The organism is Streptomyces sp. NPDC045968 (genome assembly GCF_056430475.1).
Genome location: NZ_JBWKLF010000004.1, coordinates 425116 through 450596, shown reverse-complemented (window position 1 = coordinate 450596; position 25481 = coordinate 425116). Strand labels below are relative to the sequence as shown.

Sequence of the window (25481 nt, the reverse complement as noted above, 5' to 3'; positions counted from 1 at the left end):
GTCACCCGATGGGCTGACGGACTAGGCTTCCCGGCATGACCTCCGCCGCTGAAGCCCCGACGCCACCCGCGTACCGAAGGCTCGGCGTGGAGGTGCGCCGCGCCCAGATCATCGGCGCGGCACTCGGCCTCTTCGCGCACCGGGCTCCCGACGAGGTCTCGCTCGACGAGGTGGCCGCTGTCGCGGGAGTCTCGCGGCCCCTCGTCTACCGGTACTTCCCCGGCGGCCGTCAGCAGCTGTACGAGGCGGCGCTCGGGTCGGCCGCCGCCGAACTCACGCTGTGCTTCACGGAGCCCGCCGTCGGGCCGCCCACGGAACGGCTCTCGCGGGTCCTGGACCGCTATCTCGCCTTCGTCGACGAGCACGACGCCGGATTCAGCGCCCTTCTCCAGGGCGGCAGCGTGGCGGAGACCTCCCGTACGAGCGCGATCGTCGACGGGGTCCGCCGGGCGGCGGCCGAGCAGATCCTGCTGCATCTGGGCAGGGGCGGCGGCCAGGGGCAGCAGCCGGCGGGACCGCGCCTGCGGATGATGGTGCGCACCTGGATCGCGGCCGTGGAGGCCGCGTCCCTGATCTGGCTGGACGAGGAGAAGCAGCCCCCGGCGGACGGCCTGCGGGGCTGGCTCGTGGACCATCTCATCGCGCTGCTCGCGGCGACGGCGGCCACGGACGGCGAGACGGCCGCCGTGGTGGCGGACCTGCTGCCGCTGGAGACCGCCGGCGGACCGGCCGGGCGACTGGCGGATCTGGTGATTCCGGTGATGGCCGGTGCGGCCCGCCTGCTGCCCGCTGCGTCAGACTGACCCGGTGAGAAGCGAGAACACCCTCTTCAGAGGCGGCCCCCTGGACGGCCGGGTGCTGCCCGTCCTCGTCGGTGCGACCGGCCATCCGCCCAAGTGGTACGAGGTCCCGGTGCCGGACGCCGAGGGCGGCCCGGCCACCGTCCACGCGTACCTCCGCGTCGCCGCCGGACACACCAAGCGGCTGGGACTGCCGCGCGGCTGGGTGTACGAGTACGCCCCCGAGGGCCGCGAGCGCCAGACCCTCAAGTGGCCCTGGACCAAGCCGGGCAGCGGGCGCTGAGTCCTCCCGCCCGGTGGTGCGGGCCGGGTGTCCGGGCCCGGGAACCGGGGCCGGACCCTCTAAGATCGACGCTCTGGTGCCGAGGCACGGTTACAAGGGGGGTGCGCCATGGAGGCGCTGCGTCAGGACGATCCACGTCACTTCGGCCCGTACACCGTGCTGGCGCGCTTCCGTGAGACGGCGAGCGCCGTGCAGTACGTGGTCAGGGACACCGGCACCGCCGAACTCGCCGTCGTCAGCGCGGCGCGCCCCGAACTCGCCGCGGTGCCCGCCTTCCGGCGCCGCTTCCAGGCGGAGGCGCGCACGGCGGAGCGGCTGGCCGGCGGATGGGTGCAGGCCCCCCTCGCCGCCCCGGACTCCGGTGAACTGTGGACGGCGTGGCCGTACGTACCCGCGCTGACGCTCGCTCAGGCCATCGACATCGCCGGGCCGCTCCCCGAGCGTGCCGTGCGGATACTGGGTGCGGGCGTCGCCGAGACCCTGTCCCGGGTGCACGCCACCGGGGCCGTCCTCCAGGGGCTGGCCCCGGGGACGGTGCTGCTGGCCGAGGACGGCCCCCGGCTCACCGCGTTCGGGCCGCTGGGCGCGGCGGCGGCCGCCGAGGCGAGGCCGGGCGGGCAGCTCTCCGTACGGCTCGGTTATCTGACCCCGGAGCAGGTCGGGGGCGAGGAGGCCGGTCCGGCGTCCGACCTCTTCGTCCTGGGGCTGCTCCTCGCGTACGCGGCGACCGGCACGACCCCGCTCGCGGACGGCCCCGCCGATGAGGCCGCCGACCGGATCGCGCACGGTGACGCCGAACTGGACGCCGTACCCGACGCGTTGCGCGAACTGATCGCCCGCTGCCTGAAGAAGGACCCGTCCGAGCGCCCGTCGGCCGGCTCGGTGGCCGCCGACCTGGCACTGGAGGGCGCGGCCGCCCTGGCCAAGGGCGACTGGCTCCCCGGGCCGCTGTCGGAGGCGGTGGCGGAGCAGGAGAGCTGGGCGCGTGCGCTGACACCGCCGCCTGCGGAGGGGCTGGCCGACGAGCCGGCGGGCGGTGAGCCGCAGGACGCGGTGGTGCGGGCCGCCGTCGTGGCGGCTCCGGGTATCTCCTCGGTCGCGCCCGGCGGAGGCGTCGTCGAGGACAGCACGACCACCCGGTTCACGGCCATCGGCGACAGGCCGCCGCACACCGACCGGCCCACCACCCAGCTCGCCGTCTCCCGCGAGCAGACCGCGCTCCCGCCCGCCCCGGCTCCCTACCCGCACCCGCAGACCGCCCACCCGCAGAGCGGCGCACCCTTCGCCCCCGCCCCGCAGGCACCCCTCGCCCTGCCCGCGCAGACCCCCGCACCGACCCAGCCGCCTGCCGCCCCGGCCGGTCCGGCCGGTCTCGCGAGCGACCGCAGGGCGCTGCTCACCGTCCTCGCCGCCGGGGCCGCCGGGCTGTTCGTGGGAGCGGGCGCCGTGCTCGCCCTCGGTTCCGACGACTCCGCGCCCCCGGCCGACGACAAGCCCGCGCCGAAGCCCCGCCGTACCGTCCCGGGGCTCCCGCCCGAGCCGCGGTGGATGTACACGCACCCGGCGTCCGAGCCCGCGCCCCTGACCTCCGCGATCTGGCGGGACACACTGCTGGTGCTGAGCGGCGAGAACGGGGCGACCGGCGTCAGCCTGCGCACCGGACGCAAGGTGTGGCAGCAGGCGGCCGCCGCCGGCGGCCAGGAGGTGCTGGCCGCCGGGGAGGACCTCTGCTTCATCGCGGGCCCGGCCGAATTCCTCTGGCTCTCCCCCAAGGACGGCAGGATCGCCCACCGGGTGGCGTACGCGACCGGCTTCACCGACGCACCGGGCCTCAAGGTCGCCCCGCTCACCGGCCAGTCCGGCTCCGTCGTCTGGTTCACCGGCTCCCACACGGTCACCGTGAAGGCCAAGAAGCCGAAGAAGGGCAAGAAGCCGGGCAAGGACACCCAGGTCGTCCGGGCCCACCTCTTCGCGTACGACATCGTGCGGCGCAAGGAGCTCTGGCGCGTCGCGGTGCCCGCCGGGCGCTCCCCCGGCACGCCGGTCTACCGGCTCATCGCCGTGCGGGCCGCCGACCTCGTCGTACGCCAGACCGCCGCGACGCTCACCCCCGCCGAGGTCAAGGCCGGGAAGGGCAAGGGATCGTTCCGCTGCTTCGACCGGAAGACCGGAAAGCTTCTGTGGACCCGGCAGTTCGGCACGGTCAGCCCGGAGGGAGCGGCGTCGGGCGACGAGGAGGGGAAGCTGTACGGGGCCGTCGGCGACGATCTCCAGGCGTTCGAGACGGCCACCGGCAAGCCGCTCTGGCGGCTGAACGGCACCGAGGCGTCCGTCTTCGGCACCCCCCTGCCGGCCGGGGAACTGCTCCACGTCACCAACCGGAATCAGGAGGTCGGCGTCGTCGAGCGGAAGACCGGACGACTGCGCTGGCGGCGATCGACCGAGGTACCGCTCGGCGGCAACGCGCCCTCCCTCGCCCTCAGCGGCAGCGGAAAGACTCTGCTCGCGGCGGATGTCACCCAGGTCACCGCGTTCGCCGCCGTCGACGGGCGGCGGCTGTGGAAGTTCCAGGACATCGGGGTGCAGGACCCGGCGAAGGACCCGAAGGGTGCCACGGCCCTCGCCCCGTACCGGGTGCGCACGTCGGGCGGGACCGCCGTCGTGCAGCGGGGCAGGGCGTTCTACGCCTTCCCGGTGGCCTGACCGGCCGGCCGGCGCCTCGCCCGTACCACCGTCCGGGCGAGGCACCGGCCGCCACGCCGCGCGGTGCTTGCATCACCTGACACCACGTGACCGGATGAAGAGGATTCGGTCATTTGTGGGGTAATCCCATGATGGGCCCCACTCCGTCGTCGGAGGTGATGTCGTGCCCGGCAGAGTTCTGCGTGCGCTCTGCACGGCGGTGCTCGCGGCGGTCGTATCGGCCGCACCCGCCACCGCCGAGCCTGTCGACCCGAGCCCGGCTCCGTCGGACACGGCGGACAGCGTGGACACAGCGGACGGAGCCGATGAGTCGACGGTCGACGCCGACGAGGCGTTCTCGACGGACGATAACGACACCGACACCGAAGCCGACAGCGACAGCGGCAGCGGCAGCGGCAGCGGCACCAAGAGCGTCGCGGAGCTGCTGAAGGAGCTTCAGACCCGCTACCGCGAGGCCGAGGAGGCCGGCGAGACGTACAACGGCACCACGGTGGAACTGAAGAAGCGCACCGCCCGGGCCAAGAAGCTGGCGGCCGATCTGGCGCAGGCGCGGATCGCGCTCGACCGGGGCCGCGGCGACGCGGGCCGGCTGGCCCGCGAGCAGTACCAGGGCCGGTCGGACTTCTCCGCGTACATGCAGCTGCTGCTGGCCCGTGACCCCGCCAGCGCCCTGGACCAGAGCCACGTCATCCAGCGCGTGGCGGCGGGCCGGGCGGCGGCCGTGGACCGGCTGGCCGAGGCCGAGAAGCGGGCCGACCGTCTGGCGACCGAGTCCCGCAAGGCGCTCGACAAGCAGCGGACGCTCGCCGCCGAGCAGAAGAAGCAGCGCGACCTCGTGCGCTCCCGGCTGAAGGACGTCGAGGCGCTGCTGGCCTCGCTCTCCCCCGAACAGCTCGCCGCGGTCGCCCGGCTGGAGAAGGAGGGCACGGACACGGCCCAGCGCGAACTGGTCGCCTCCGGGGCCCTCAGCTCGACCCGGCCGCCGTCCCGGCAGGGCGACGACGCTGTGCGGTACGCGGTCCGCCAGATCGGCAAACCGTATGTGTGGGGCGCCGAGGGGCCGACGTCGTTCGACTGCTCCGGCCTCACCTCGCAGGCCTGGTCGTCGGCCGGGCGGCCGATTCCGCGGACCTCGCAGGAACAGTGGCGGCAGCTGCCCCGGGTCCCGATCACGTCGCTGCGCCCGGGTGACCTGGTGATCTACTTCCCGAAGGCGACCCATGTGGCGCTCTACATCGGCAACGGCATGGTGGTGCAGGCGCCGCGTCCCGGGACCACGGTGAAGGTCTCACCGGTCGCCTCGAACCCGCTGCTGGGCGCCGTACGCCCGGACCCGGACGCCGAACCCCTGAGCACGTACACACCGCCGGAACTGCCGGAGAACGCCACGGCGGGCGACGACACGGGGTACAGCTCCGCCACCGCCCCGGCCGCGTAGCGCACGCTGTCGGGAGACCGGGCTGTCACGTCGACCTGAACGACGTGACAGCCCGGTCGTGGGTCAGCCGGCCGCGGAACCCGTGACCTCGGCGAGGTACGCGTTCGTCCGGTCGGGCTCGAAGAAGAAGTTCTCGAAGTCCGCCGGATCGTTGAAGCCGTTGGCGAAGCGGTCGGCGACCGGCTGGAGCTGACCGGCGGCACCGATCAGGTTCAGCACGTGCTCCGGCGGAACGCCGAGCATCGCGTTGGTCCACTTCACGACGTGCTGCGCGGTGTCCCAGTAGCGGTCGAACGTGGACTGCATCCAGTCCGCGTCGAACTCCCGGTCGCCGTGCTCGATGATCGATTCCAGGTAGGCGTTCGCGCACTTGGAAGCCGAGTTGGAGCCCTGGCCGGTGATCGGGTCGTTGGCCACGACCACGTCCGCGACGCCGAGGACCAGACCGCCGCCGGGCAGCCGGCCGATCGGCTTGCGGACGGTCGGGGCGTAACGGCCCGCCAGTGTGCCGTTGGCGTCGGTCAGTTCGACCTTGGTCGCGCGGGCGTACTCCCACGGAGTGAACTTCTCCATCAGCTCCAGGGTCTTGGCGAGGTGCTCGGACGGGTCCTTGATGCCCTGGAACGCGTCGAGCGGTCCGCCCGGTACGCCCTCCCAGAACAGGATGTCCGCGCGGCCGGAGGTGGTCAGGGTCGGCATGACGAACAGCTCGCCGACGCCCGGGACCAGATTGCAGCGGACCGCGTCGAAGTCGGGGTGCTCGGGACGCGGGCCCATACCGTGCACATAGGCCACGGCCAGGGCGCGCTGCGGGGCGTCGAACGGCGAACGCGAGGCGTCCCGTCCGAACATGGACACCAGCTCGCCCTTGCCGGCCGACACCATCACCAGGTCGTAGGTGCGGGAGAAGTAGTCCAGGTCGGAGACGGCGGCGCCGTGGATGACGAGCTGACCGCCACGCTGCGCGAAGGTCTCCATCCAGCCGGCCATCTTCACGCGCTGGTCGACGGACTGGGCGAAGCCGTCCAGCTTGCCGACCCAGTCGATGGCGCGCGAGGAGTCCGGCGCCGCGACCGACACACCGAGGCCCTCGATGCGCGGGGCCTGCGTCTCCCAGAAGTTGAGCTGGAGGTCGCGCTCGTGCTGGAGCGCGGTGTGGAACATGCACTGCGTCGACATGACCCGGCCGGTCCGGATCTCGTCGGCCGTGCGGTTGGACATGAGGGTGACTTCGTACCCTCTCGACTGCAGCCCAAGGGCGAGCTGGAGCCCGGACTGGCCGGCTCCGACTATGAGTATCTTCCGCATCGCGGTTCTCCGTTACGTGTTTCGTACGCGTGGCAGCTGTTACGCCGGGGTGGCATCAAGAGCGTGACCCACCAGGGCCAGCAGCGACTCGATGACAGTGATCCTGTTACGCGCGTCCATGATCACAACCGGCACGTGCGGGGGCACGGTCAGGGCCTCCCTGACGTCCTCCGCCTCGTAACCGGGCGTTCCCTCGAAGTGGTTGACCGCGACGATGTAGGGAAGTCCGCAGCTCTCGAAGTAGTCGAGCGCGGGGAAGCAGTCGGCGAGACGCCGGGTGTCGGCGAGCACGACCGCGCCGATCGCGCCGCGTACCAGGTCGTCCCACATGAACCAGAAGCGCTGCTGACCGGGTGTGCCGAACACGTACAGGACGAGGTCGTCGTCGAGCGTGAGGCGGCCGAAGTCCATCGCCACGGTCGTGGTGACCTTGTCGGGCGTGGCGGTGAGGTCGTCGGTCTCCTCACTGGCCTGGGTCATCAGCGCTTCGGTCTTCAGCGGCGTGATCTCGGAGACCGAGCCGACGAAGGTCGTCTTGCCGACGCCGAAGCCGCCCGCGACCACGATCTTCGTCGCGATCGGGGCGCGGGTGTGATCCAGCTGCCAGGCCTGGAGCGATTCCTCGGCCTGCTCCGCCGGCCCCGGCTGACGCGGGGCGAAGAGCGTCGCCTCAGAGACGGCGGAGTCCATTGAGCACCCTTTCGAGCAGTGCGCGGTCGGGCTGGCCGGTGCCGTGACCGGTTCCGTACACGCGGATCTTTCCCTGGTCGGCCAAGTCGCTGAGCAGCACGCGGACCACGCCGAGCGGCATCTTCAGCAGGGCCGAGATCTCCGCGACCGTACGCATACGGCGGCAGAGTTCGACGATGGCTCTGAGCTCCGGCATGACGCGCGAGGCGAGGTTGCCGTTGGTGAGCTCGCGGCGCTCCTCGGGTGCTTCGAGGGCGGCGACGAACGTCTCGACGAGGAGGACGTGGCCGAAGCGGGTGCGCCCGCCGGTGAGGGAGTACGGGCGGACTCGGGCGGGCCGTTTGTCGGCGCCGCGGACCGGGAGCCTTCGGGCGGGTTCAGCAGCGGGCGTCACTGGGCGCTCTCCATCGATTTGCGCAGTTCACTGCGGAGTTCGGGGGTGAGTACGTGTCCGGCGCGGCCGACGAAGAGCGCCATGTGGTAGGCGACGACGCTCATGTCGCAGTCGGGGGTGGCGTGCACGCCGAGCAGCGAGCCGTCGCTGATGGACATGACGAAGACGCTGCCCTCGTCCATCGCGACCATCGTCTGCTTGACGCCGCCGCCGTCCATCAGCTTGGCGGCTCCCGTGGTGAGGGAACCGATGCCGGAGACGATCGTGGCCAGGTCGGCGCTGGAACCCCGGGGACCGGTCCTCCTGTCGGCCGCGGGGGCGTTCAGATGGCCCGGGTCGGAGGAGAGCAGCATGAGTCCGTCGGACGAGACGACGGTGACCGAGTGGACCCCTGGCACCTCCTCCACCAGATTGCTCAGCAACCAGTGAAGATTCCGGGCCTCGGTGCTCAGCCCGAATGTGCTGGGCGCAGTCAACTGCGTGCCTCCTCGACTGTGTCCCCCGTCTTATCGTTTCGACCGTCGGTACGGTCGGTCGGCTCCGTGTGGTCGGTCTGCGGGGCGTGGCCGTCGGCCACGGCGATGCCGCCGCCGATGGTGTCCTCGGCGATCTCCGCCTCGACGTCGCGGCGGCCGTCCTTGGCGCCCTGGTGGAAGCCGCCGAGCCGGCGGCGCAGGGCGTCCTTGTCCAGGCTGCCCTTGCGCTCGGCGGCGGGGGCGCCCGCGGGCTTGACGATCCTGGGGGTGCGCTTGGGCAGCCCCTTGTCCGTGACGACGCCCTCGCCGTCGCTCCGGACCTCACCCTGCGGCTGCCGGGGGCCGGGAAGGGTCTCGGCGGCGGGCGCGGGGGCCTGGACCTGGGTCCGGGTGGGCGCAGGTGCCGTGAACGGCGCGGGTGCCTGTGCGGGCTCGGTACGGGGTTCGGGGGCCGGCGCGAAGTCGTTGTCGGCGGCGCGCTCGTGCCGGTCGGGGCCGATGGCGTACGGGTCGGGGGCCTCCGGCGAGGCCGGGAGCCTGACCTGCATCGTCGTCTCGGCCTCGGCCTCGGACGCGACGGCGACCGGCCGGGGTCCGGGCATCTCGGGTGCGCCGGTGGGCTCCGTTACCGGCTCCACGGCCTGGGCGGGTGCCGCCTCGGCGGGTGGGGCCCCGGCTTCCCGGATCGTCTGCTCGGCCGCCGCGATCAGCGGATCGCCCGGCAGTTCGCCCGCCCGGCGGGGCAGGGCGTTGGAGTTGGCCTCGGCCACCGAACCCGGCAGGTTCAGCGTGGGCGCGTCCCCCGCCTTGTGCACCGGCGGCGGTGAGGCGGCCGGCGGCGCCTTCGGCAGCAGGGCCTGCGGCAGGACGACGACCGCCGCCACCCCGTTGCCCTTCTGCTCGCGCAGCTGCACCCGTACGCCGTGGCGCGCGGCCAGGAGCGAGGTCACCTGGAGGCCGAGCCCGGCACCGTCGGCGCTCTGCTCGCCCGCCTCGAACGAGGCCGGGTCGGCCAGCCTGGCGTTGAGCTCGCTCATGCGGACAGCGGACATGCCGATGCCCTCGTCCTGCACGGAGAGCATCACCTCGCCGCCCTCCAGCAGCCAGCCGGAGAGCTCGACATGGGAGTCCGGGGGTGAGAAGGAGGTCGCGTTCTCCAGGAGTTCGGCGACCAGGTGGCTGAGGTCGTCGGCGGCGAAACCGGCGATCTGGGCGTGCGGCGGCAGGGACTGGATCGTCACCCGCTCGTACCGCTCGATCTCGCTGACGGCGGCGCGCAGGACGTCGACCAGCGGGATCGGTCCCGCGTGACCGTGGCCGTGGTCGGCACCCGCGAGGACCAGCATGTTCTCGCTGTGGCGGCGCATGACGGTGGCCATGTGGTCCAGCTTGAAGAGCGTGCTGAGGCGCTCGGGGTCCTGCTCGCGCTCCTCCAGTCCCTCGATGACGCCGAGCTGACGCTCGACGAGGCCGAGGGTGCGCAGCGAGAGGTTGACGAAGGTGTGGTGGACCGTGTTCTTCAGCCGCTCCAGCTGGGCGGCGAGATCGGCCGCGTGGACCTGGAGCTCGGCCCGCTGGACGGTGAGCGCCTCACGGCCCGCGATCAGCTCGCCGCGCTCGCTGCGGAGACTCTCCAGTTGCCCGGTGAACGTGTGGTGCAGCCCGTACAGCTTGCCGTGCAGCGCGTTGATGGACCGGACGACCTGGGCGAACTCGTCGTTGCGCCCGGTGTAGCGGATCGCTTCCGCGGTCTCGGGCTCGCCCGCGAGCCTGGCGGCGCCGATCCGCAGGACGGCGAGCGGCTGGGTGAGGGTGCGGGCGACCGCGGTGGAGACGCCCACGACGATCAGGAAGCAGCCGCCGAGCAGCGCGAGGCGCAGTTCGAGTGCGGTGACGTCGTCGTCGCGGAGCTGCTCCAGGCGCTGGACCTGGGCGGTGCCGAGCGCCGACTCGACCCCCCGCATCCGGTCGATGCGGGCGGAGAGGGCGGCCGCGACCTTCTTGCGGTCGGCCTTCTGGTCCGCGTCGGACAGCTCGGGCCGGTCGGTCAGCCTGGAGAGGTACTTCTCCGCGCTGTTGACCTCGGGGCCGGTGACGGTGGAGGAGAGCTTGTCGCGGGCGACCGGGTTCGCGGCCTGGTCGAAGTCGGCGAGCGAGGCGAGTTCACGGACCCGCGCCTGCTGGGCGGCGGAGCTCAGCTCGTCCCGGTCCCGGTCGCTCTCGGTGGCGCCGTCGGCCCGGACCTCCACCGGCAGCCCGGTGAACGGGTCGGTCCGCGTGACCGGCTCGCTGCGCGGTACGGCGAGAGCGGCGAGGAGCAGCCCGCGGGTGGCCGACGCCTGCTCGACGGCGCCGCCGAGTGCGAGCGGCGCGCGGGTGGAGTCCGCGGCGCGCGGCGGGGTCTTGCCGGCCAGTTCCTCGGCGAGGCCGTGGAGCTTGGCGATGACCTCGGAGTACGCCCGGTGGGCCTCCATGGCCGAGCCCTTGCCCGAGAGTGCGTCGCGGCGCAGCGAGGGGATCGTGGAGAGTTCCCGGCGCAGACCCGCGGGGGCGGCGGCGCGGATCTCGTCGACCTGCTGGTCGACGCGGGCGGAGGGGCCGGCCGAGCCCTCGTCGGCGCCTTCGGCCGTCGGTTCCTGGCGGCCCGCCGCGATGTAGGCGGTGACCTCGTCGCGCTCATCGGCGAGCGAGTGCGCGAGCGTGATGGCCTGCTGGTTCAGCTCGGCGAGGGTGACCAGTTGCTGGGACTCGTTGAGATCGGACGAGGCACCGAGCGCGGCGGGGGCGCCCGCCGCGAGGACGGTGATGCCGACGACGGCGACTCCCGCGACCAGCCGACTGCGTACCCGCACGGTCCGCTTGTCGGCGCCCGGGACCGGAGGGGTCGCCCCGGAACCGTCGCGCGTGCTGCCCTTGCTCCGCGGCCGCTTCTTCTGCACCGGTGCTCGCAATCTTGACTCGTCCACCCATGAAGCAGAGGTGACGTACGGTCACGTGAAACGGCGCCCACCCCTGGTACGGCTTCTGACCATTCCAGTGCTTTTGAGAGGGGGGCGCGCATCAACCGCTCCGCCACTCGAACGAGTGAACATCACTCCGGAGTTGGCGAACAAGTCTCCCCAGAGCCGCTGTCGGCCATGCACGGGCCACCAGGTGGAAGTTCCGCCCAGGCTTTGGCAGGATGCCCGCCCGCACCCGCCACGGAGCGTTTCCTTCCGCTCACAGCGGCCCGGTTGACCTGCTGGTACGGGCCAACGCCCGGATCGTGCAGGGCTCGTGAAGGCATCGTGCAGACTGGTCGTATGCGCACGGAACTCGCGACCGAACCCGGCAGCGCGGAACGCCCCAACGAGGACTGGGTGTCCGCCGCACTCCCCGCGTCCGGACAGGGCGGGACGCTGGTCCTGCTCGACGGTGTGACACCACCGCAGGGTGACGACGGTTGTGTGCACTCGGTCCCCTGGTTCACCGCCCGGCTGGGCGGGGCGCTGGCCGAACTGTCCTCTTCGCGACCGGATCTGACGCTGACGGAGGTGCTCGCCGAGTCCATCCGGCGCACCGCCGACACGCACCGTTCCCCCTGTGACCTTTCTCACGTGAGGACGCCGCAGGCGACCGTGGTGCTCGCCCGCTGGGGCGAACGCGAGATCGAGTACCTGGTCCTCTCCGACTCGGCGCTCCTCCTGGAGTCGCCCGACGGGGCCGTACGCGCGGTGCTCGACGACCGGCTCGACCGGCTGCCGCCCGGCTCCCTCGCCTCCGAGGCGATCACCGACGCCCGGGTCCGTAACAAGGAGGGCGGCTTCTTCACCGCCGCCGCCGACCCCAAGGTGGCGTCCCGGGCGGTGACCGGCCGGGTGCCGCGCACGGAGGTCCGGGCCCTGGCCGCCCTGACGGACGGGGCGAGCCGCTGGACGGAGAAGTTCCGGGAGGGCGACTGGACGGCCACCCTGGAGCTGCTGCGCAAGACGGGGCCCCAGGGACTGATCGACCGGGTGCGGGAGCTGGAGCGGGCGGACACGGACCGCAGATATCTGCGCCGGAGCAAGACCCATGACGACGCGACGGCGGTCTTCGTCGAGTTCTAGACCGCGCCCGCAGGACCTGTCGGCGGACCGCCCAGGGCACCGCCCGCTCGGATCGGCCGACCCCGGTCAGTCCTCGGCGCGCGCGTTCAGCTGGTGCAGCAGCCGGGCCAGCTCCGCCACTTCGGAGCGGTCCCAGTCGGCCAGCTTGCGTACGTAGCGTTCGCGGCGGGCGTCGCGCACGCTGCTGAAGCGGACGAGGCCCTCGTCGGTGAGATGGACGAGCCAGGCGCGGCCGTCCGCCGGATCGGGTTCGCGGGCCACCAGGCCGAGGCTCTCCAGAGCGCGCAGCTGACGGCTCATGGTCGCCTTGCCGACGCCGACGTAGGCGGCGAGGTCGGTGGCCCGCTGCGGGCCCGCCGACTCCAGCCGTACGAGGAGGCCGTAGGCGGCGGACTCCAGGTCGGGGTGCACCTCTCGGGCCATCTCCCCGGAGTTGGCCCGCGCCCTGCGCAGAAAGACGGCCAACTCCCGTTCAAGCGCCAGGAACTCGTGGTCCACACCACTCCCGCCGACCGCGCCGGGTTCACTCCCGCGTTCGCTCCCGTGCACGTCAGCACCCCTCATACGCTTTCCCGCCGATGAAAGTTTCTTCCGCCGCCGGTCATCGCCGCAGCTCGGTCAGTATTTCGCAGGATTAGACCAACGGCAGCGGCCGGGCCCTCTTCCGCCTCGCGGGTCTACGTGCGTAGCTTCATAGATGCCCACGGTGACATGTCCACACCATGGCAGCCTTCCAGGGATGTCCCGCACGCGTCCCTGGGTCAGCAGTCCCCCCACCGAGGCCCCGGAGGCACTCACATGCCCGTGCACAGATCCGGTTCGTCCCGCCGCTCGCGCTTCGCCGCGGCGGGAGCCCTCCTCGCAGCACTCTCCCTCCTCCTCACCCTGCCCGGCGCTGCCACCGCCGCCGAAACCCCCGCCCGCGGTACGGCCAGGATGGGCCAGGGAGTCATCGCCCACGACGGCCAGGGCGGACTCCCCCGCGACACCCGCGCCGTCCAGACGGAGGGCGTGGACGTCAGCAGCCACCAGGGCAACGTCGCCTGGTCGACCCTCTGGAACAGCGGCGTGAAGTGGGCCTACGCCAAGGCCACCGAGGGGACGTACTACAAGAACCCCTACTTCGCGCAGCAGTACAACGGCTCCTACAACGTCGGCATGATCCGCGGGGCGTACCACTTCGCCACCCCGGACACGACCAGCGGGGCGACCCAGGCCAACTACTTCGTGGACAACGGGGGCGGCTGGTCGGGGGACGGCAGGACGCTGCCGGGCGTACTGGACATCGAGTGGAACCCGTACGGCGCGCAGTGCTACGGCAAGTCCCAGGCGGGAATGGTCTCCTGGATCCGCGACTTCGTGAACACCTACAAGGCGCGCACCGGGCGTGACGCGGTGATCTACACCGCGACCAGCTGGTGGCAGACCTGCACGGGCAACGACTCCGGCTTCGGCGCCACCAACCCGCTCTGGGTGGCCCGCTACAACACCACCGTCGGCGAGCTCCCGGCCGGCTGGGGCTATTACACGATGTGGCAGTACACGTCGTCCGGCCCGACCGTCGGCGACCACAACCACTTCAACGGCGCCCTCGACCGCGTACAGGCCCTCGCCTACGGCTGATCGGCCCCCACCGCTTCACGCGGCGGCCCCGGTGACGCACACGCGTCGCCGGGGCCTCCGCCGTCTCGGGCCGCGACCCTCCCGACCTGCGCTTCCACCGCTCACGTCCAGCACCTCACCCTTCTATACACTGCGTGTATACGCGCTATGTATAGTCCTCGGCGTGCCGCGCGGTCCGTGTGCGGCCGGTCTTGAGGAGTGACCTGCTGTGCCCAGAAAGATGACGTCGTCCGGCGCCGGGTTGGCTGCCGCCCTGGTGACCGCGCTCACACTCGCGCTCAGCGGCTGCTCGATGGAGACCACCGCACCCGGTTCGGCGCGCCAGGAGGCCGCGGCCGATGCCAAGGGGTCGTTCGGGCAGGTGGACTGCCGCAAGGCGAAGTGCATAGCGCTGACGTTCGACGCGGGCCCGGCCGAGGACACCCCGCGGCTCCTGGACACCCTCAAGGAGAAGAAGGTGCCCGCCACCTTCTTCCTGCTCGGCAGGAAGCACGTGGTCAGGTACCCGGACACCGTGCGGCGCATCGCGGCCGAGGGGCACGAGGTGGCCAACCACACCTGGTCGCACGAGATCCTGACCGACCGCGAGCCCGCGAAGATACGGGCCGAGCTGGAGAAGACACAGGACGCCATCGCGGCGATCACCGGCAGGAAGCCGCGGCTGATGCGCCCGCCGCAGGGCCGCACCGACGACACGGTCTCCGGCATCTGCAAGGAGCTGGGGCTGTCGCAGATCCTGTGGAGCGCGACCGCGAAGGACTACTCCACGAACGACTCGGCGCTGATCAGGAAGCGGATTCTCGACCAGGCTGACAGGGACGGCATCATCCTGCTGCACGACATCTACAAGGGCACCGTGCCCGCGGTACCCGGCATCATCGACGCGCTGAAGGAGCGCGGCTACACCTTCGTGACCGTCCCCCAGCTGATGGCCCCGGCCGAGCCGGTGCCTGGCACCATCTACCGGCCCTAGGCGGTGCCGGCCCAGCGCGTGTCCGCTCAAGCGGAACGGCCCGCCCTCCCCATCGGGAGAACGGGCCGTCCGTACCGGCCGTGCACGTCATGCCACGCCCGTCACTGCATGACACTCACGCCGCGGCCGGGACCCTCTGCTCCCGGAGCCCGGCCGAGGCCGGGGCGAGGGCGATCTCCAGCACCTGGCGGACGTCGGTCACCGGGTGGACCTCAAGGCCGTCGAGGACCTCGGCCGGTACGTCGTCCAGGTCGGCCTCGTTCCGCTTGGGGATCACCACGGTGGTGATCCCGGCACGGTGCGCGGCCAGCAGCTTCTGCTTCAGGCCACCGATCGGCAGTACCCGTCCGGTCAGCGACACCTCACCCGTCATCGCCACATCCGTACGGACCAGCCGGCCGGACAGCAGCGAGGCCAGCGCCGTCGTCATGGTGATACCGGCACTCGGACCGTCCTTGGGCACCGCACCCGCCGGGAAGTGGATGTGCACCCCGCGGTCCTTCAGATCCGCGACCGGCAGCTCCAGCTCGGCGCCGTGCGAGCGCAGGAAGCTCAGCGCGATCTGCGCGGACTCCTTCATGACGTCACCGAGCTGACCGGTCAGGGTCAGCCCCGACGCCCCGGTCTCCGGATCGGCCAGCGACGCCTCGACGAAGAGCACGTCACCGCCCGCGCCGGTCACCGCGAGTCCGGTGGCCACGCCCGGTACCGCGGTGCGGCGCTCGGCCGGGTCCTGGGCGGACTCGGGCACGTGGTGCGGGCGTCCGATCAGACCCCGCAGATCCTCGTCGGTGACGGTGAACGGCAGCTCGCGGTCGCCCAGTTCGTGCTGGGCCGCGACCTTGCGGAGCAGCCGGGCGACGGCCCGCTCCAGATTGCGGACGCCGGCCTCGCGGGTGTACTCCCCGGCCAGCTTGCGCAGCGCGGACTCGTCGAGCGTGACCTCTTCCTCCTCCAGACCGGCCCGCTCCAGCTGGCGCGGGAGCAGGTGGTCGCGGGCGATGACGACCTTCTCGTCCTCGGTGTAGCCGTCCAGCCTGACCAGCTCCATGCGGTCGAGCAGGGCCTCCGGGATGGCGTCGAGCACATTGGCCGTCGCCAGGAAGACGACGTCGCTGAGGTCGAGTTCGACCTCCAGGTAGTGGTCGCGGAACGTGTGGTTCTGCGCCGGGTCGAGGACTTCCAGGAGGGCGGCCGCCGGGTCGCCCCGGAAGTCCGAGCCGACCTTGTCGATCTCGTCGAGCAGGACGACCGGGTTCATGGAACCGGCCTCCTTGATGGCGCGGACGATCCGCCCGGGAAGGGCGCCCACGTACGTACGCCGGTGGCCCCTGATCTCCGCCTCGTCCCGGACACCGCCGAGCGCGACACGGACGAACTTGCGGCCCATCGCGTGCGCGACGGATTCACCGAGCGAGGTCTTGCCCACTCCCGGCGGACCCACCAGCGCCAGCACCGCGCCGCCGCGCCTGCCGCCCACGACGCCCAGCCCCCGGTCGGCGCGCCGCTTGCGCACCGCCAGGTACTCGGTGATCCGCTCCTTCACGTCCTGGAGGCCCGCGTGCTCGGAGTCGAGAACGCGCTGGGCACCGGGGATGTCGTACGCGTCCTCGGTCCGCTCGGTCCACGGCAGTTCCAGGACGGTGTCGAGCCAGGTCCTGATCCAGGAGCCCTCGGGGCTCTGGTCGGAGGACCGCTCCAGCTTGTCGACCTCCTTGAGCGCCGCCTCGCGGACGTGCTCGGGAAGGTCGGCGGCCTCGACGCGCGCCCGGTAGTCGTCGGACTCGTCCTCAGGGTCTCCGTTGAGCTCCGACAGCTCCTTGCGTACGGCGTCGAGCTGGCGCCGCAGCAGGAACTCGCGCTGCTGCTTGTCGACGCCCTCCTGGACGTCCTTGGCGATGGACTCGGCCACATCCTGCTCGGCGAGGTGTTCGCCGAGCCACTGGATGGCGAGCTTCAGCCGGGCGACCGCGTCCGCGGTCTCCAGGAGCTGCACCTTCTGGGCGGTGGTCAGGAAGGGCGAGTAACCGGAATTGTCGGCGAGCGCGGAGATGTCCTCGATCTGCTGCACCCGGTCCACGACCTGCCAGGCGCCGCGCTTCTTGAGCCAGCTGGTGGCGAGTGCCTTGTACTCCTTGACCAGCTCCGCGGCGGAGCCGGGCAGGGGGTCCGGGACGAGCACGTCGACCTTGGTCCCCTCCACCCACAGCGCTCCGCCGGGCCCACTGGTCCCGGCACCGATCCGCACCCGGTCACGGGCCCGGATGAGCGCACCCGGGTCTCCGTCCGAGAGCCGGCCGACCTGCTCGACGGTGCCGAGGACGCCGGTCCCCGTGTAGGTCCCGTCGATACGCGGGACGAGCAGCACCTCGGGCTTGCCGCCACCGGCACGCGCGGCGGCCTGTGCGGCCTCCACGGCTGCCCGCACCTCCGTGTCCGACAGATCCAGCGGCACCACCATTCCGGGCAGCACTACCTCGTCGTCGAGCGGCAGCACAGGCAGGTCGATCGGTGTGAACGCCTTGGACTCCGTAGCCATGATCTCCCCTTCGGCAGTCAAGTTGAGCTATGTGGACTCAATGCTCCTGAGCGCCGGAATGTTCCCCAAGCCTTGTTCGCTCTCAGCGATCACCCGGCCGGTGCCGGTTCACGGCTCGAAATCACGTGGAGCGTGGCGGGCCGGGATGGCGATGATGGCGCCATGACTCCTCCCGGCTCTCCCCTCCAGGCGCTACTCGTGGTGGACGTCCAGTCCACCTCCGTGACGGGGGCGGGTGCGGTGCCCGGCGCGGCCCTGCTCCTGGACCGCACGACCGGCCTGATCGCACGGGCCCGTACGAGCGGGGCGCTCGTCGTGCACATCCAGAACGACGGGCCCGCCGGAGCGGGCGACGAGCCCCACACGCCCGGCTGGGAACTCCACTTCCCCGTCGAGACCGGCCCCGGCGAGTTCGTCGTCCGCAAATCCAGGGACGACGGCTTCGAGGGGACGACGCTGGGCGGCCTGCTGGCCGGCCACGGGGTACGCGGACTCGTCGTCTGCGGCCTGATGTCCGAGATGTGCGTCCAGGCAACAGCCCGTGGGGCCCTGGAACGCGGTTATCGAGTTGTCCTCCCGTACGACGCCCACGCGACGCACAACATTCCGGCGGCCCCCGGAATCAGCGAGGAGATACCGGCGGCCACGGCGTCACGGGTCGCCGCCTGGGCCATCAGCAACGAGGCCGAGGTCACCTCGCGCGCCGCGGACGTCGCGTTCGCGGCGCCGGCCTCGCCGGTCCGCTGAATCTCCCGGCCACGGAATCTCCCGGCCGGTGAACCGGACACGCTCCGCCCGTCGATAGAGCAGGTGTGAGGCTGCTGCGCCCTTCGGGGACCGACGGGGACGACGAGGACGGCGCGCTGCTGCGCGCCGTCGCTCAGGGGGACGCGGGCGCACTCGGCGCGCTCTACGACCGGCACGCGGGGTGGCTCCATGCCCGGCTGAGCCGCCGGTGCGGGGACGCGGAGACCGTACGGGAGGTGCTCCAGGACACCTTCGTCACGGCCTGGCAGTCCGCGGGCTCGCACCGGGGCGCGCGGGTCGGCGGCTGGCTGTGGGTGATCGCGGCCCGCCGGCTGGTCGACGCGCAGCGGGCCGGGGCCAGGGCGGCACGGTTCGGGTCCTGGTCCGGGTCCGGTTCCGGGGCCACCGGGTGGGAGGCCGCCGTGCCGTCCGCCGAGGAACGGGTGCTGGCCGGCCTGGAGTACGGCGATGTGGGCACCGCGCTGGACCGGATCTCCCCCGAGCTGCGGGAGGTACTGCGCGCGACGGTCATCGACGGCCTGACCACCCGCGAGACCGCCCGGCTGCTCGGCATACCGGAGGGCACCGTCAAGACGCGCGCCATGCGCGCCAGACGCGAACTCCGCGCGGCCCTGGACCTGTTGGCCTCGGAACGCGATCCGCTGGGAGGTACGGCATGAGGCATACGCACGCATGGCACGTGGACGGGGAGCTCGCCGCCCGGTACGCGGCCGGCACGGTGACGGAGACCGACGCCTGGTCCCTGGAGAAGCACGTCGAGGCGTGCGGGAACTGCGCGGCACGGGTGTCGTCGGCGGTCGGGACCCGGGACGGCGTGGGAGCGCTCCTGGCGGACATCCGGGCGGACGTCCTGGCGGAGGCGGGCCCCCGGGCCGCCCGCACGCTTCGGCCCGGCGCCGGCCTCATGGGCACCCGCCCGCTCCGCGCCACGCCCGGCTCCCGCGTGGCCCGCGTCGCCCGCGCGCTCCGCGCCACGCCCGGTTCCCCCGTGGCCCGCGTGCTCTGGGCCGCCGGGCCCGCCCTGCGGGGGCCCTGGTTGCTGGCGCTCGTGATCGTGGCCTCGGGGGCTCTCGCCCTGGCGTACGGGGCGGGGCTCGGCGGGTCGGTCCGGCCGTTGCTCCTCGTCGTCGCGCCCGTGCTGCCGCTCGCGGGGGTGTTCGTCTCGTACGGGCGGCACGCCGATCCCCTGTACGAGATCACCGCCGCCACCCCCGCCGGTGGACTGCGGCTGCTGCTGACCAGGACCGCCGCGGTGCTCGGGGCGAGCATCCCGGCACTGACCCTCGCCGGGGCCGCCCTGCCCCCGGAGGTGGGCGGGCCCGGGGCCGTGGCGTGGCTGCTGCCCGGGCTGGCGCTGACGCTCGCGGCCCTCGCCCTCGGTTCGTACGTCGGCTGCCGGACCGGCGCCTCGGCCGTCGCCGCGGGCTGGGCCTTCGCCGTCGCCCTTCCCTCCGTCGGCGCCTCGCCCCGGGGGCCGGCCGCGCTGGCCGCCGAGGCCGCCCCGTACTTCGCGGGGCCCGGCGTCCAGGGCTGCTGGGCGGCCGGCGCCCTGGTGTGCGCGGCTCTCCTCGCCGCACGCCGTAGATCCTTCGACCATCTGGAGACGTTGTGAGCGCAAGGGTCACCGGGCTGACCGTCCGGCACCGCAGGAAGACCGCCCTCGACGCCGTCGACCTGGACTTCGCGGCGGGCGTGCACGGACTCCTCGGCCCGAACGGCGCGGGCAAGACCTCACTGATCCGCGTGCTGGCGACCGTGGCTCCACCCGCCGGGGGGCGGGTGGAGCTGCTGGGCCACGAGGTCGGCGCCGCGTCGGGACACCGCGACCGGGCGACGGTGCGGCGCAGACTCGGCTACCTGCCGCAGGAGTTCGGCTTCTACCCGGGCTTCACGGTCCGCGAGTTCGTCGGGTACGTCGCCTGGCTCAAGGAGATGGACGGCGCGGCCACCCCCGCCGCCGTGGAGCGGGCCGTGGAGCGCGTCGGCCTGGCGGACCGGATCGACGCCAAGGTGAAGACCCTGTCGGGCGGCATGATCCGCCGTGTCGGCATCGCGCAGGCGATCGTCAACCAGCCGGACCTGCTGCTGCTCGACGAGCCGACCGCCGGTCTCGACCCGGAACAGCGGGTCGAATTCCGGGCACTGCTACGGGAGTTGGGACGTACCGCCACCGTGATCGTCTCCACCCACCTGGTGGAGGACGTCGCCGCCGCGTGCACCGACGTGACGCTGATCGAGGCGGGCCGGGTCGCCTACCGCGGCACGACCGCCGAGCTCGTCGAACTGGGCGGCGAGACCGTGGAGCCGGGCGGGCCCGACGCCAATCCCATCGAGCGCGGCTACACGGCGGCGCTGCGCGCCCACCGTACGGCGGTGACCGCCCGATGACGGACGTACTGAGCCCGCCGGACGGCGCCCGGAGTAAGACGGCCGGCGACCCGACGCGTTCCGCGCTCGGCGCCGAGCTCCGGCGGGGCTTCGCCCCCTGGACCGGGCCGGCGGTCGCTCTCACCCTCCTCGTGACCATGGCGGCCAAGGCGGGCCAGTGGCAGGGGAGCTGGGGCGAGACCCAGAGCCTGCTGCACTCCGGCGCCACCCTGCTCACCGGCCCGCTCACGGCCGCCGCGGGCTGCTGGCAGGGCGGTCGCGAGCACCGCCGCCGGACCGACGGCCTCTGGCTGTCCGTCCCCCGCAGCCGGCTGGCGCGCTCGGTGACCGCCGCCGCGCCCATCGCCGTGTGGGCGGTCGCCGGGTATCTCGTCGCGCTGGCCGGAGCGTTCGCGGCGACCTGGCCGTACACCGGGGCGGGTGGCCCCTCGCTCACGCTCGTCCTCGCGGATGTCTGCTTCCTGGTGTGCGCCGCGTTCCTGGGCTTCGTGGTGGGGCGGGTGTGCCGGTGGCGGCTGACCGCACCGGTTCTCGCGGCGGTCACGTACGTCTGCCTGGGCGCCCCTTCGTACGTCGGCTCCGACCTCCGGTACCTGAGCCCCGCCGAACAGATTCCCTTCGGGGTCCCCGTGTGGTGGTTCGGGCCGGTCATGGCCGCCTGGTCCGGCGGGCTGGCGCTCGCGCTGCTCCTCGCGTACGCGGCCCGGCACCGGTTCCTCGCCGTCGTACCGCTCGCGGTGGCCGCGTCGGTGGCGCCGCTGATCGTGCACACCGGCTCCGGCCTGTTCCGCACCGACCCGTCGGCGACGCGGCTGGTCTGCGGGGACACCACCCCGCAGATCTGCGTGAGCGCGCTGGACGAGGCGCTGCTGCCCCAGGCCTCCGAGGCCCTCGCCGGGCTGCTCTCCCGGCTGGAGGGTGTGCCGGGCGCACCCGTCCGGTACGTGGACCCCGCTGTGCGTCCACGCCGGGGCGAGTCGGCGCTGCCGCCGATGACCCGTGGATGGACCGTCGTGCGCGACGAACTCCTGCGCCCCGCCGACTACGCCACCGGCACCCTGCACGATCTGATGCCCGCCCGCGACTGCCCCGACCAGACGTACGAGGACGAGTCCGCCGCCCGGATCTGGGACACCGACCTGGCCGTCCGGACCTGGCTGGTCCCCGGGGCCGACGCGGGCTCCCCACCGGATTCACCGCATCTGGCCCTCCTGGCCCGCCTCACCGCGATGCCCGAAGCGGACCGCAGGATCTGGCTCGGCCGCTATCTGGCCTCGCACGGCTGCGATCCGAAGGAGGTTCCCCTCCTGTGACCACTCCCGCGCCCCCGGGGGTGACGGCCCCTGTGCCCGCTGCCGCGACCGCGCCGAGACACCGCGCGCGCCACCTGCCCGCGCTCTGCCTCCGCTCCCGCGCCCTGCCTCTCACCGCCGCCGCCCTGACCTGCATCGTCCTGGTCGCGGCCTGGGCCGCGGACTGGCTGGAGGACCGGCCGTACTTCGACCACACCGCGCGCGTCCCCGTCCTGGCGCTCGCCCCGCTTCTCGCCTCGGCCGCCGTCGGCACCGGCCTGCACTCGTACACCGACGAGCTGGACCGGACCGCCGTCCGCCGCTGGTGGCCGCTGCGGCTGCTGTATCTGGTGGGCCTGACCGCACTGACGGCGGGCGCGCTCGCGCTGGCCGTGCCGGGGCATCCGGAGGAGTTCGGCGCCCCCGCGATGGTCCGCAACGTCCTGGGCGCGACCGGGGTCACCGCGGCCGCGGCCGTCCTGCTCGGTGCCCGGCTGAGCTGGCTGCCGATGACCGTCTACGGCGGCGCGGTCTACCTGGCGGCGCCCCGTGCCCCGGGTGGCGCGGCGGCGTTCTGGGCGTGGCCGATGCAGCCGGGACCGCAGTCGGCCGCGTGGGCCGTGGCCCTGACGGTGTACGCGGCCGGGGCGGCGCTCCTCGTGGCGCGCGGCGCGCGTCCGGAGTCCGGCTGAGCGCCTCCGCGCACCCGATGCCCCGCCGCCGCCCCGTCAATTCGCTGGTACGGGACGGCCCCGCGCGCCAGGATGGTTCGTCGGACCGACCGCCACCACCGGAGACCGGAGAGCCACGCCATGTCCGCCAGCACCGCCCCCGTCACGCTCGACCGCCGCGAAGGACCGTTCGGCGAGGTCGTCCTGCGTGAGCGTGGGGACGACTTCGAGATCATCGCCAACGGGTGTTTCCTCATGGACACCTCCGACGGACGGTCCGAACGGCTGCTGATCGACGCGGCGCTCGCGGCGCTCCCCGCCGGCCGCACCGCTCCCGCCGTGCTCATCGGCGGCCTCGGTGTCGGGTTCTCGCTCGTCCGGGCGGCCGAGGAGGAGCGGTGGGGGCGGATCGTCGTCGTCGAGCGGGAGCAGGCCATCGTCGACTGGCACCGGCAAGGGCCGCTGGACCGGATCTCCGGCGCGGCGCTGGCCGATCCGCGGACCGAGATCGCGCACACGGACCTGGTCACCCACCTCCGTACGACCACGGAGCGTTACGACGCACTGTGCCTGGACATCGACAACGGACCCGACTGGACCGTCACAGAAGACAACGGAAGCCTCTATTCCGCCTCCGGTCTCGCGGTCTGCAAGGACCGTCTCACGCCGGGCGGAGTCCTCGCCGTGTGGTCCGCGCAACCCTCCCCGGCCTTCGAGCAGGCGATGCGGAATGCCGGATTCAGCGCGGTACGCACTGAAGAAGTAGCCGTTGCCCGAGGTGTGCCGGACGTGGTCCATCTCGCACTGCGGACCGACTGACCCCCCACCCGGTATGCACACCGCCCGCAGGCCAAGGGCCGGGAGTCCCGAGGCCGGCGATCCGGTGTCCCCGAGGAGTGAAACTCCTCACGCGGGACAACACCCTGCGTAGCCGTGGACCGCCCGCTGCCTCTACGCTGCTGACCGGCACATGGGATCACCCACGAAATTCACAAGCGAAGACCGTGCCTCCGGGGGAATGGCTCCCGCGAGAACGGGCAGGGGCGGGGCGATGGAACAGACACACACCACCCACAACGGCGTCGCGGCCACCCCGGGTGCGCAGCGCCGGGTTCTGGTGGTCGAGGACGACTCCACGATCGTGGACGCCATTGCCGCGAGACTCCGGGCCGAGGGCTTCCTGGTCCAGACCGCGCTGGACGGCCCCGCGGCCGTGGACGCGGCCGAGGCGTGGCAGCCCGACCTGATGGTGCTCGACATCATGCTCCCCGGCTTCGACGGCCTGGAGGTCTGCCGACGCGTGCAGGCCCAGCGCCCGGTGCCGGTGCTGATGCTGACGGCGCGCGACGACGAGACCGACATGCTGGTCGGGCTGGGCGTCGGCGCCGACGACTACATGACGAAACCGTTCTCCATGCGTGAGCTGGCGGCCAGGGTGCACGTCCTGCTCCGCCGGGTGGAGCGTGCGGCGCTCGCCGCGGTGACGCCGCGCAGCGGCATCCTGCGTCTCGGCGAGCTGGAGATCGACCACGCGCAGCGCCGCGTCCGGGTGCGGGCGGACGACGTCCACCTCACCCCGACCGAGTTCGACCTGCTGGTCTGCCTGGCCAACACCCCGCGCGCGGTGCTCTCCCGCGAGCAGCTGCTGGCCGAGGTCTGGGACTGGGCCGACGCCTCCGGCACCCGTACCGTCGACAGCCACATCAAGGCCCTGCGCCGGAAGATCGGTGCCGAGCGGATTCGTACCGTCCACGGCGTCGGCTACGCGCTGGAGACGCCCGCGCCATGAACCGGCCCGGCTGCCGACTCAGACCCTTCTCCATCAAGGCCAAGCTGGGCACGCTGGTCGTGATCTCGGTGTTCATCACCACCGGCCTCCTGCTCGTGGCGCTGAGGACCCGGACCGAGCTCCGGTTCATCACGGTGTTCTCGGTGATCGCGACCCTGCTGATCACCCAGTTCGTGGCACACGGTCTGACCGCGCCGCTGGACGAGATGAGGGCGGTGGCCCGGTCCATCTCGCACGGCGACTACACCACGCGGGTGAGCGGGGCCGGCCGCCGCGACGAGCTGGGCGATCTCGCCCAGACGATCAATCGCATGGCGGACGATCTGGAGGCCGAGGACCGGCACCGCAAGGAGCTGGTCGCCAACGTCTCCCATGAACTGCGCACCCCCATCGCGGCGCTGAGAGCCGTGCTGGAGAACGTCGTCGACGGGGTGTCGGCCGCCGACCCCGAGACGATGCGTACGGCGCTGAAGCAGACGGAGCGGCTGGGCAGGCTGGTGGAGACCCTGCTGGATCTCTCCCGGCTCGACAACGGAGTGGTGGTGCTGAAGGCCCGCCGCTTCGAGGTGTGGCCGTATCTCTCCGGGGTGCTGAAGGAGGCCAACCTCGCGGCGTCGCAGCGCGGGCTCTCCTCCGGCTCCGGCAACCACTCCCGCCTCGACGTCCATCTGCACCTCGACGTCTCGCCGCCCGAACTGACGGCGCACGCCGACGCGGAGCGTCTGCACCAGGTGGTCGCCAACCTCATCGACAACGCGGTCAAACACAGCCCGCCGCACGGCCGGGTCACCGTACTGGCCCGGCGCGGTGCGTACCCCGAGTCCCTGGAGCTGGAGGTCGTCGACGAGGGCCCCGGCATCCCGGAGGCCGAGCGCCACCGGGTCTTCGAGCGGTTCAACCGCGGCCAGGCCCCCTCCCCGCACGGTCCGGGCAGTGACGGCGGTACGGGACTGGGGCTGGCGATCGCCCGCTGGGCGGTCGAGCTGCACGGAGGCCGCATCGGCGTGGCCGAATCAGCACGCGGCTGCCGGATACAGGTCACTCTTCCGGGAGCCCGTCAGCCGCGAGGTTGACATAGAGTTCGAAGCGGAAGGGCACGTTCTGCGTGCGGTTCCCCGCGTGGATACGGTCGAGTGGCCGTAACCGCGCTGTCGCGTACCCGAACTGTGGCGGAACCCCGCTTGTTTCCCGCCAATTCCTGCGCCGAAACCCGGCTTCGGATGTGATGTACGCGACGAAGGCAGGCCCGGACTGCACG

Annotated in this window: 23 protein-coding genes; 16 read left to right on the top strand and 7 right to left on the bottom strand. The window is 72.6% G+C overall.

The genetic code is table 11. The features are described from left to right. Nucleotides 1-35: 35 nt before the first annotated feature. From AC07FA_RS14895 to AC07FA_RS14880, 4 genes are all read left to right on the top strand, one after another. Nucleotides 36-803: a TetR/AcrR family transcriptional regulator gene (locus AC07FA_RS14895; RefSeq protein ID WP_479075711.1), complete on the top strand. Its 768-nt coding sequence runs from the start codon at nucleotides 36-38 to the stop codon at nucleotides 801-803. 4 nt (nucleotides 804-807) lie between these two features. Continuing rightward, nucleotides 808-1083, top strand: coding sequence for a hypothetical protein (locus AC07FA_RS14890; RefSeq protein WP_479075710.1), 276 nt, complete (start codon nucleotides 808-810; stop codon nucleotides 1081-1083). Nucleotides 1084-1191: 108 nt separating this feature from the next. Then, nucleotides 1192-3786, top strand: a complete 2595-nt coding sequence (locus tag AC07FA_RS14885) for an outer membrane protein assembly factor BamB family protein (RefSeq protein ID WP_479075708.1) — start codon at nucleotides 1192-1194, stop codon at nucleotides 3784-3786. Nucleotides 3787-3949: 163 nt separating this feature from the next. Next, nucleotides 3950-5224: a C40 family peptidase gene (locus tag AC07FA_RS14880; RefSeq protein ID WP_479075706.1), complete on the top strand. Its 1275-nt coding sequence runs from the start codon at nucleotides 3950-3952 to the stop codon at nucleotides 5222-5224. A gap of 63 nt (nucleotides 5225-5287) precedes the next feature. Here AC07FA_RS14880 and AC07FA_RS14875 read toward each other — a convergent pair whose 3' ends face one another. Genes AC07FA_RS14875 through AC07FA_RS14855 form a run of 5 tightly spaced genes read right to left on the bottom strand, consistent with a single transcriptional unit; the run spans nucleotide 5288 to nucleotide 11031 of the window. Further along, nucleotides 5288-6532: a styrene monooxygenase/indole monooxygenase family protein gene (locus AC07FA_RS14875; protein WP_479075704.1), complete on the bottom strand. Its 1245-nt coding sequence runs from the start codon at nucleotides 6530-6532 to the stop codon at nucleotides 5288-5290. Between the two features lie 39 nt (nucleotides 6533-6571). After that, nucleotides 6572-7222 (bottom strand): GTP-binding protein, encoded by a 651-nt coding sequence (locus AC07FA_RS14870; protein WP_443038145.1) that lies wholly within the window; start codon nucleotides 7220-7222, stop codon nucleotides 6572-6574. Continuing rightward, nucleotides 7203-7616 (bottom strand): DUF742 domain-containing protein, encoded by a 414-nt coding sequence (locus AC07FA_RS14865; protein WP_382727395.1) that lies wholly within the window; start codon nucleotides 7614-7616, stop codon nucleotides 7203-7205. Before AC07FA_RS14865 ends, AC07FA_RS14870 begins: the two co-directional genes overlap by 20 nt. After that, nucleotides 7613-8092: a roadblock/LC7 domain-containing protein gene (locus AC07FA_RS14860; RefSeq protein WP_479075703.1), complete on the bottom strand. Its 480-nt coding sequence runs from the start codon at nucleotides 8090-8092 to the stop codon at nucleotides 7613-7615. Before AC07FA_RS14860 ends, AC07FA_RS14865 begins: the two co-directional genes overlap by 4 nt. Then, nucleotides 8089-11031 (bottom strand): sensor histidine kinase, encoded by a 2943-nt coding sequence (locus AC07FA_RS14855; RefSeq protein WP_479075945.1) that lies wholly within the window; start codon nucleotides 11029-11031, stop codon nucleotides 8089-8091. The genes AC07FA_RS14860 and AC07FA_RS14855 overlap by 4 nt, the downstream gene beginning before the upstream one ends. Before the next feature lie 363 nt (nucleotides 11032-11394). On the opposite strand from AC07FA_RS14855, the gene AC07FA_RS14850 reads away from it, so the two are divergent. Then, entirely contained in the window at nucleotides 11395-12180 is a 786-nt protein-coding gene (locus tag AC07FA_RS14850) for a protein phosphatase 2C domain-containing protein (RefSeq protein WP_479075701.1), read from the top strand. A gap of 66 nt (nucleotides 12181-12246) precedes the next feature. Here AC07FA_RS14850 and AC07FA_RS14845 read toward each other — a convergent pair whose 3' ends face one another. Next, a complete protein-coding gene (locus AC07FA_RS14845) occupies nucleotides 12247-12744 on the bottom strand; it encodes a MarR family winged helix-turn-helix transcriptional regulator (protein ID WP_479075699.1) in 498 nt (165 codons plus the stop codon). A gap of 234 nt (nucleotides 12745-12978) precedes the next feature. Here AC07FA_RS14845 and AC07FA_RS14840 point away from each other — a divergent pair, with 234 nt between their 5' ends. Further along, nucleotides 12979-13803 carry a lysozyme gene (locus tag AC07FA_RS14840; protein ID WP_479075698.1) on the top strand — a complete coding sequence of 275 codons (825 nt, stop codon included), beginning with the start codon at nucleotides 12979-12981 and terminating at the stop codon, nucleotides 13801-13803. 208 nt (nucleotides 13804-14011) lie between these two features. Next, a complete protein-coding gene (locus tag AC07FA_RS14835; protein ID WP_479075696.1) occupies nucleotides 14012-14776 on the top strand; it encodes a polysaccharide deacetylase family protein in 765 nt (254 codons plus the stop codon). 115 nt (nucleotides 14777-14891) lie between these two features. Here AC07FA_RS14835 and lon read toward each other — a convergent pair whose 3' ends face one another. Then, on the bottom strand, nucleotides 14892-17315 hold the full coding sequence (gene lon, locus AC07FA_RS14830; RefSeq protein ID WP_479075695.1) for an endopeptidase La: 2424 nt from the start codon (nucleotides 17313-17315) through the stop codon (nucleotides 14892-14894). A 162-nt stretch (nucleotides 17316-17477) separates the two neighbouring features. Between lon and AC07FA_RS14825 the strand changes: the two genes are divergently transcribed. The 9 genes from AC07FA_RS14825 to AC07FA_RS14785 all read left to right on the top strand — a co-directional run bounded on the left by AC07FA_RS14825 (nucleotide 17478) and on the right by AC07FA_RS14785 (nucleotide 25296). Further along, on the top strand, nucleotides 17478-18062 hold the full coding sequence (locus AC07FA_RS14825) for an isochorismatase family protein (RefSeq protein ID WP_479075694.1): 585 nt from the start codon (nucleotides 17478-17480) through the stop codon (nucleotides 18060-18062). A 65-nt stretch (nucleotides 18063-18127) separates the two neighbouring features. Next, the gene (locus AC07FA_RS14820) at nucleotides 18128-18742 is read left to right on the top strand and encodes an RNA polymerase sigma factor (protein WP_479075692.1); all 615 of its coding nucleotides are present in this window, start codon (nucleotides 18128-18130) and stop codon (nucleotides 18740-18742) included. Next, nucleotides 18739-19695 carry a zf-HC2 domain-containing protein gene (locus AC07FA_RS14815; RefSeq protein WP_479075691.1) on the top strand — a complete coding sequence of 319 codons (957 nt, stop codon included), beginning with the start codon at nucleotides 18739-18741 and terminating at the stop codon, nucleotides 19693-19695. Before AC07FA_RS14820 ends, AC07FA_RS14815 begins: the two co-directional genes overlap by 4 nt. Next, nucleotides 19692-20471 (top strand): ABC transporter ATP-binding protein, encoded by a 780-nt coding sequence (locus AC07FA_RS14810; RefSeq protein WP_479075690.1) that lies wholly within the window; start codon nucleotides 19692-19694, stop codon nucleotides 20469-20471. The genes AC07FA_RS14815 and AC07FA_RS14810 overlap by 4 nt, the downstream gene beginning before the upstream one ends. Then, on the top strand, nucleotides 20468-21784 hold the full coding sequence (locus AC07FA_RS14805; protein WP_479075688.1) for a hypothetical protein: 1317 nt from the start codon (nucleotides 20468-20470) through the stop codon (nucleotides 21782-21784). Before AC07FA_RS14810 ends, AC07FA_RS14805 begins: the two co-directional genes overlap by 4 nt. A gap of 74 nt (nucleotides 21785-21858) precedes the next feature. Next, nucleotides 21859-22455: a hypothetical protein gene (locus AC07FA_RS14800; protein WP_479075943.1), complete on the top strand. Its 597-nt coding sequence runs from the start codon at nucleotides 21859-21861 to the stop codon at nucleotides 22453-22455. A 120-nt stretch (nucleotides 22456-22575) separates the two neighbouring features. Continuing rightward, nucleotides 22576-23253, top strand: a complete 678-nt coding sequence (locus AC07FA_RS14795; RefSeq protein WP_479075687.1) for a spermine/spermidine synthase domain-containing protein — start codon at nucleotides 22576-22578, stop codon at nucleotides 23251-23253. Between the two features lie 232 nt (nucleotides 23254-23485). Next, nucleotides 23486-24223: a response regulator transcription factor gene (locus tag AC07FA_RS14790; RefSeq protein WP_328905824.1), complete on the top strand. Its 738-nt coding sequence runs from the start codon at nucleotides 23486-23488 to the stop codon at nucleotides 24221-24223. Continuing rightward, the gene (locus AC07FA_RS14785; RefSeq protein ID WP_479075686.1) at nucleotides 24220-25296 is read left to right on the top strand and encodes a HAMP domain-containing sensor histidine kinase; all 1077 of its coding nucleotides are present in this window, start codon (nucleotides 24220-24222) and stop codon (nucleotides 25294-25296) included. The genes AC07FA_RS14790 and AC07FA_RS14785 overlap by 4 nt, the downstream gene beginning before the upstream one ends. Nucleotides 25297-25481: the final 185 nt, after the last annotated feature.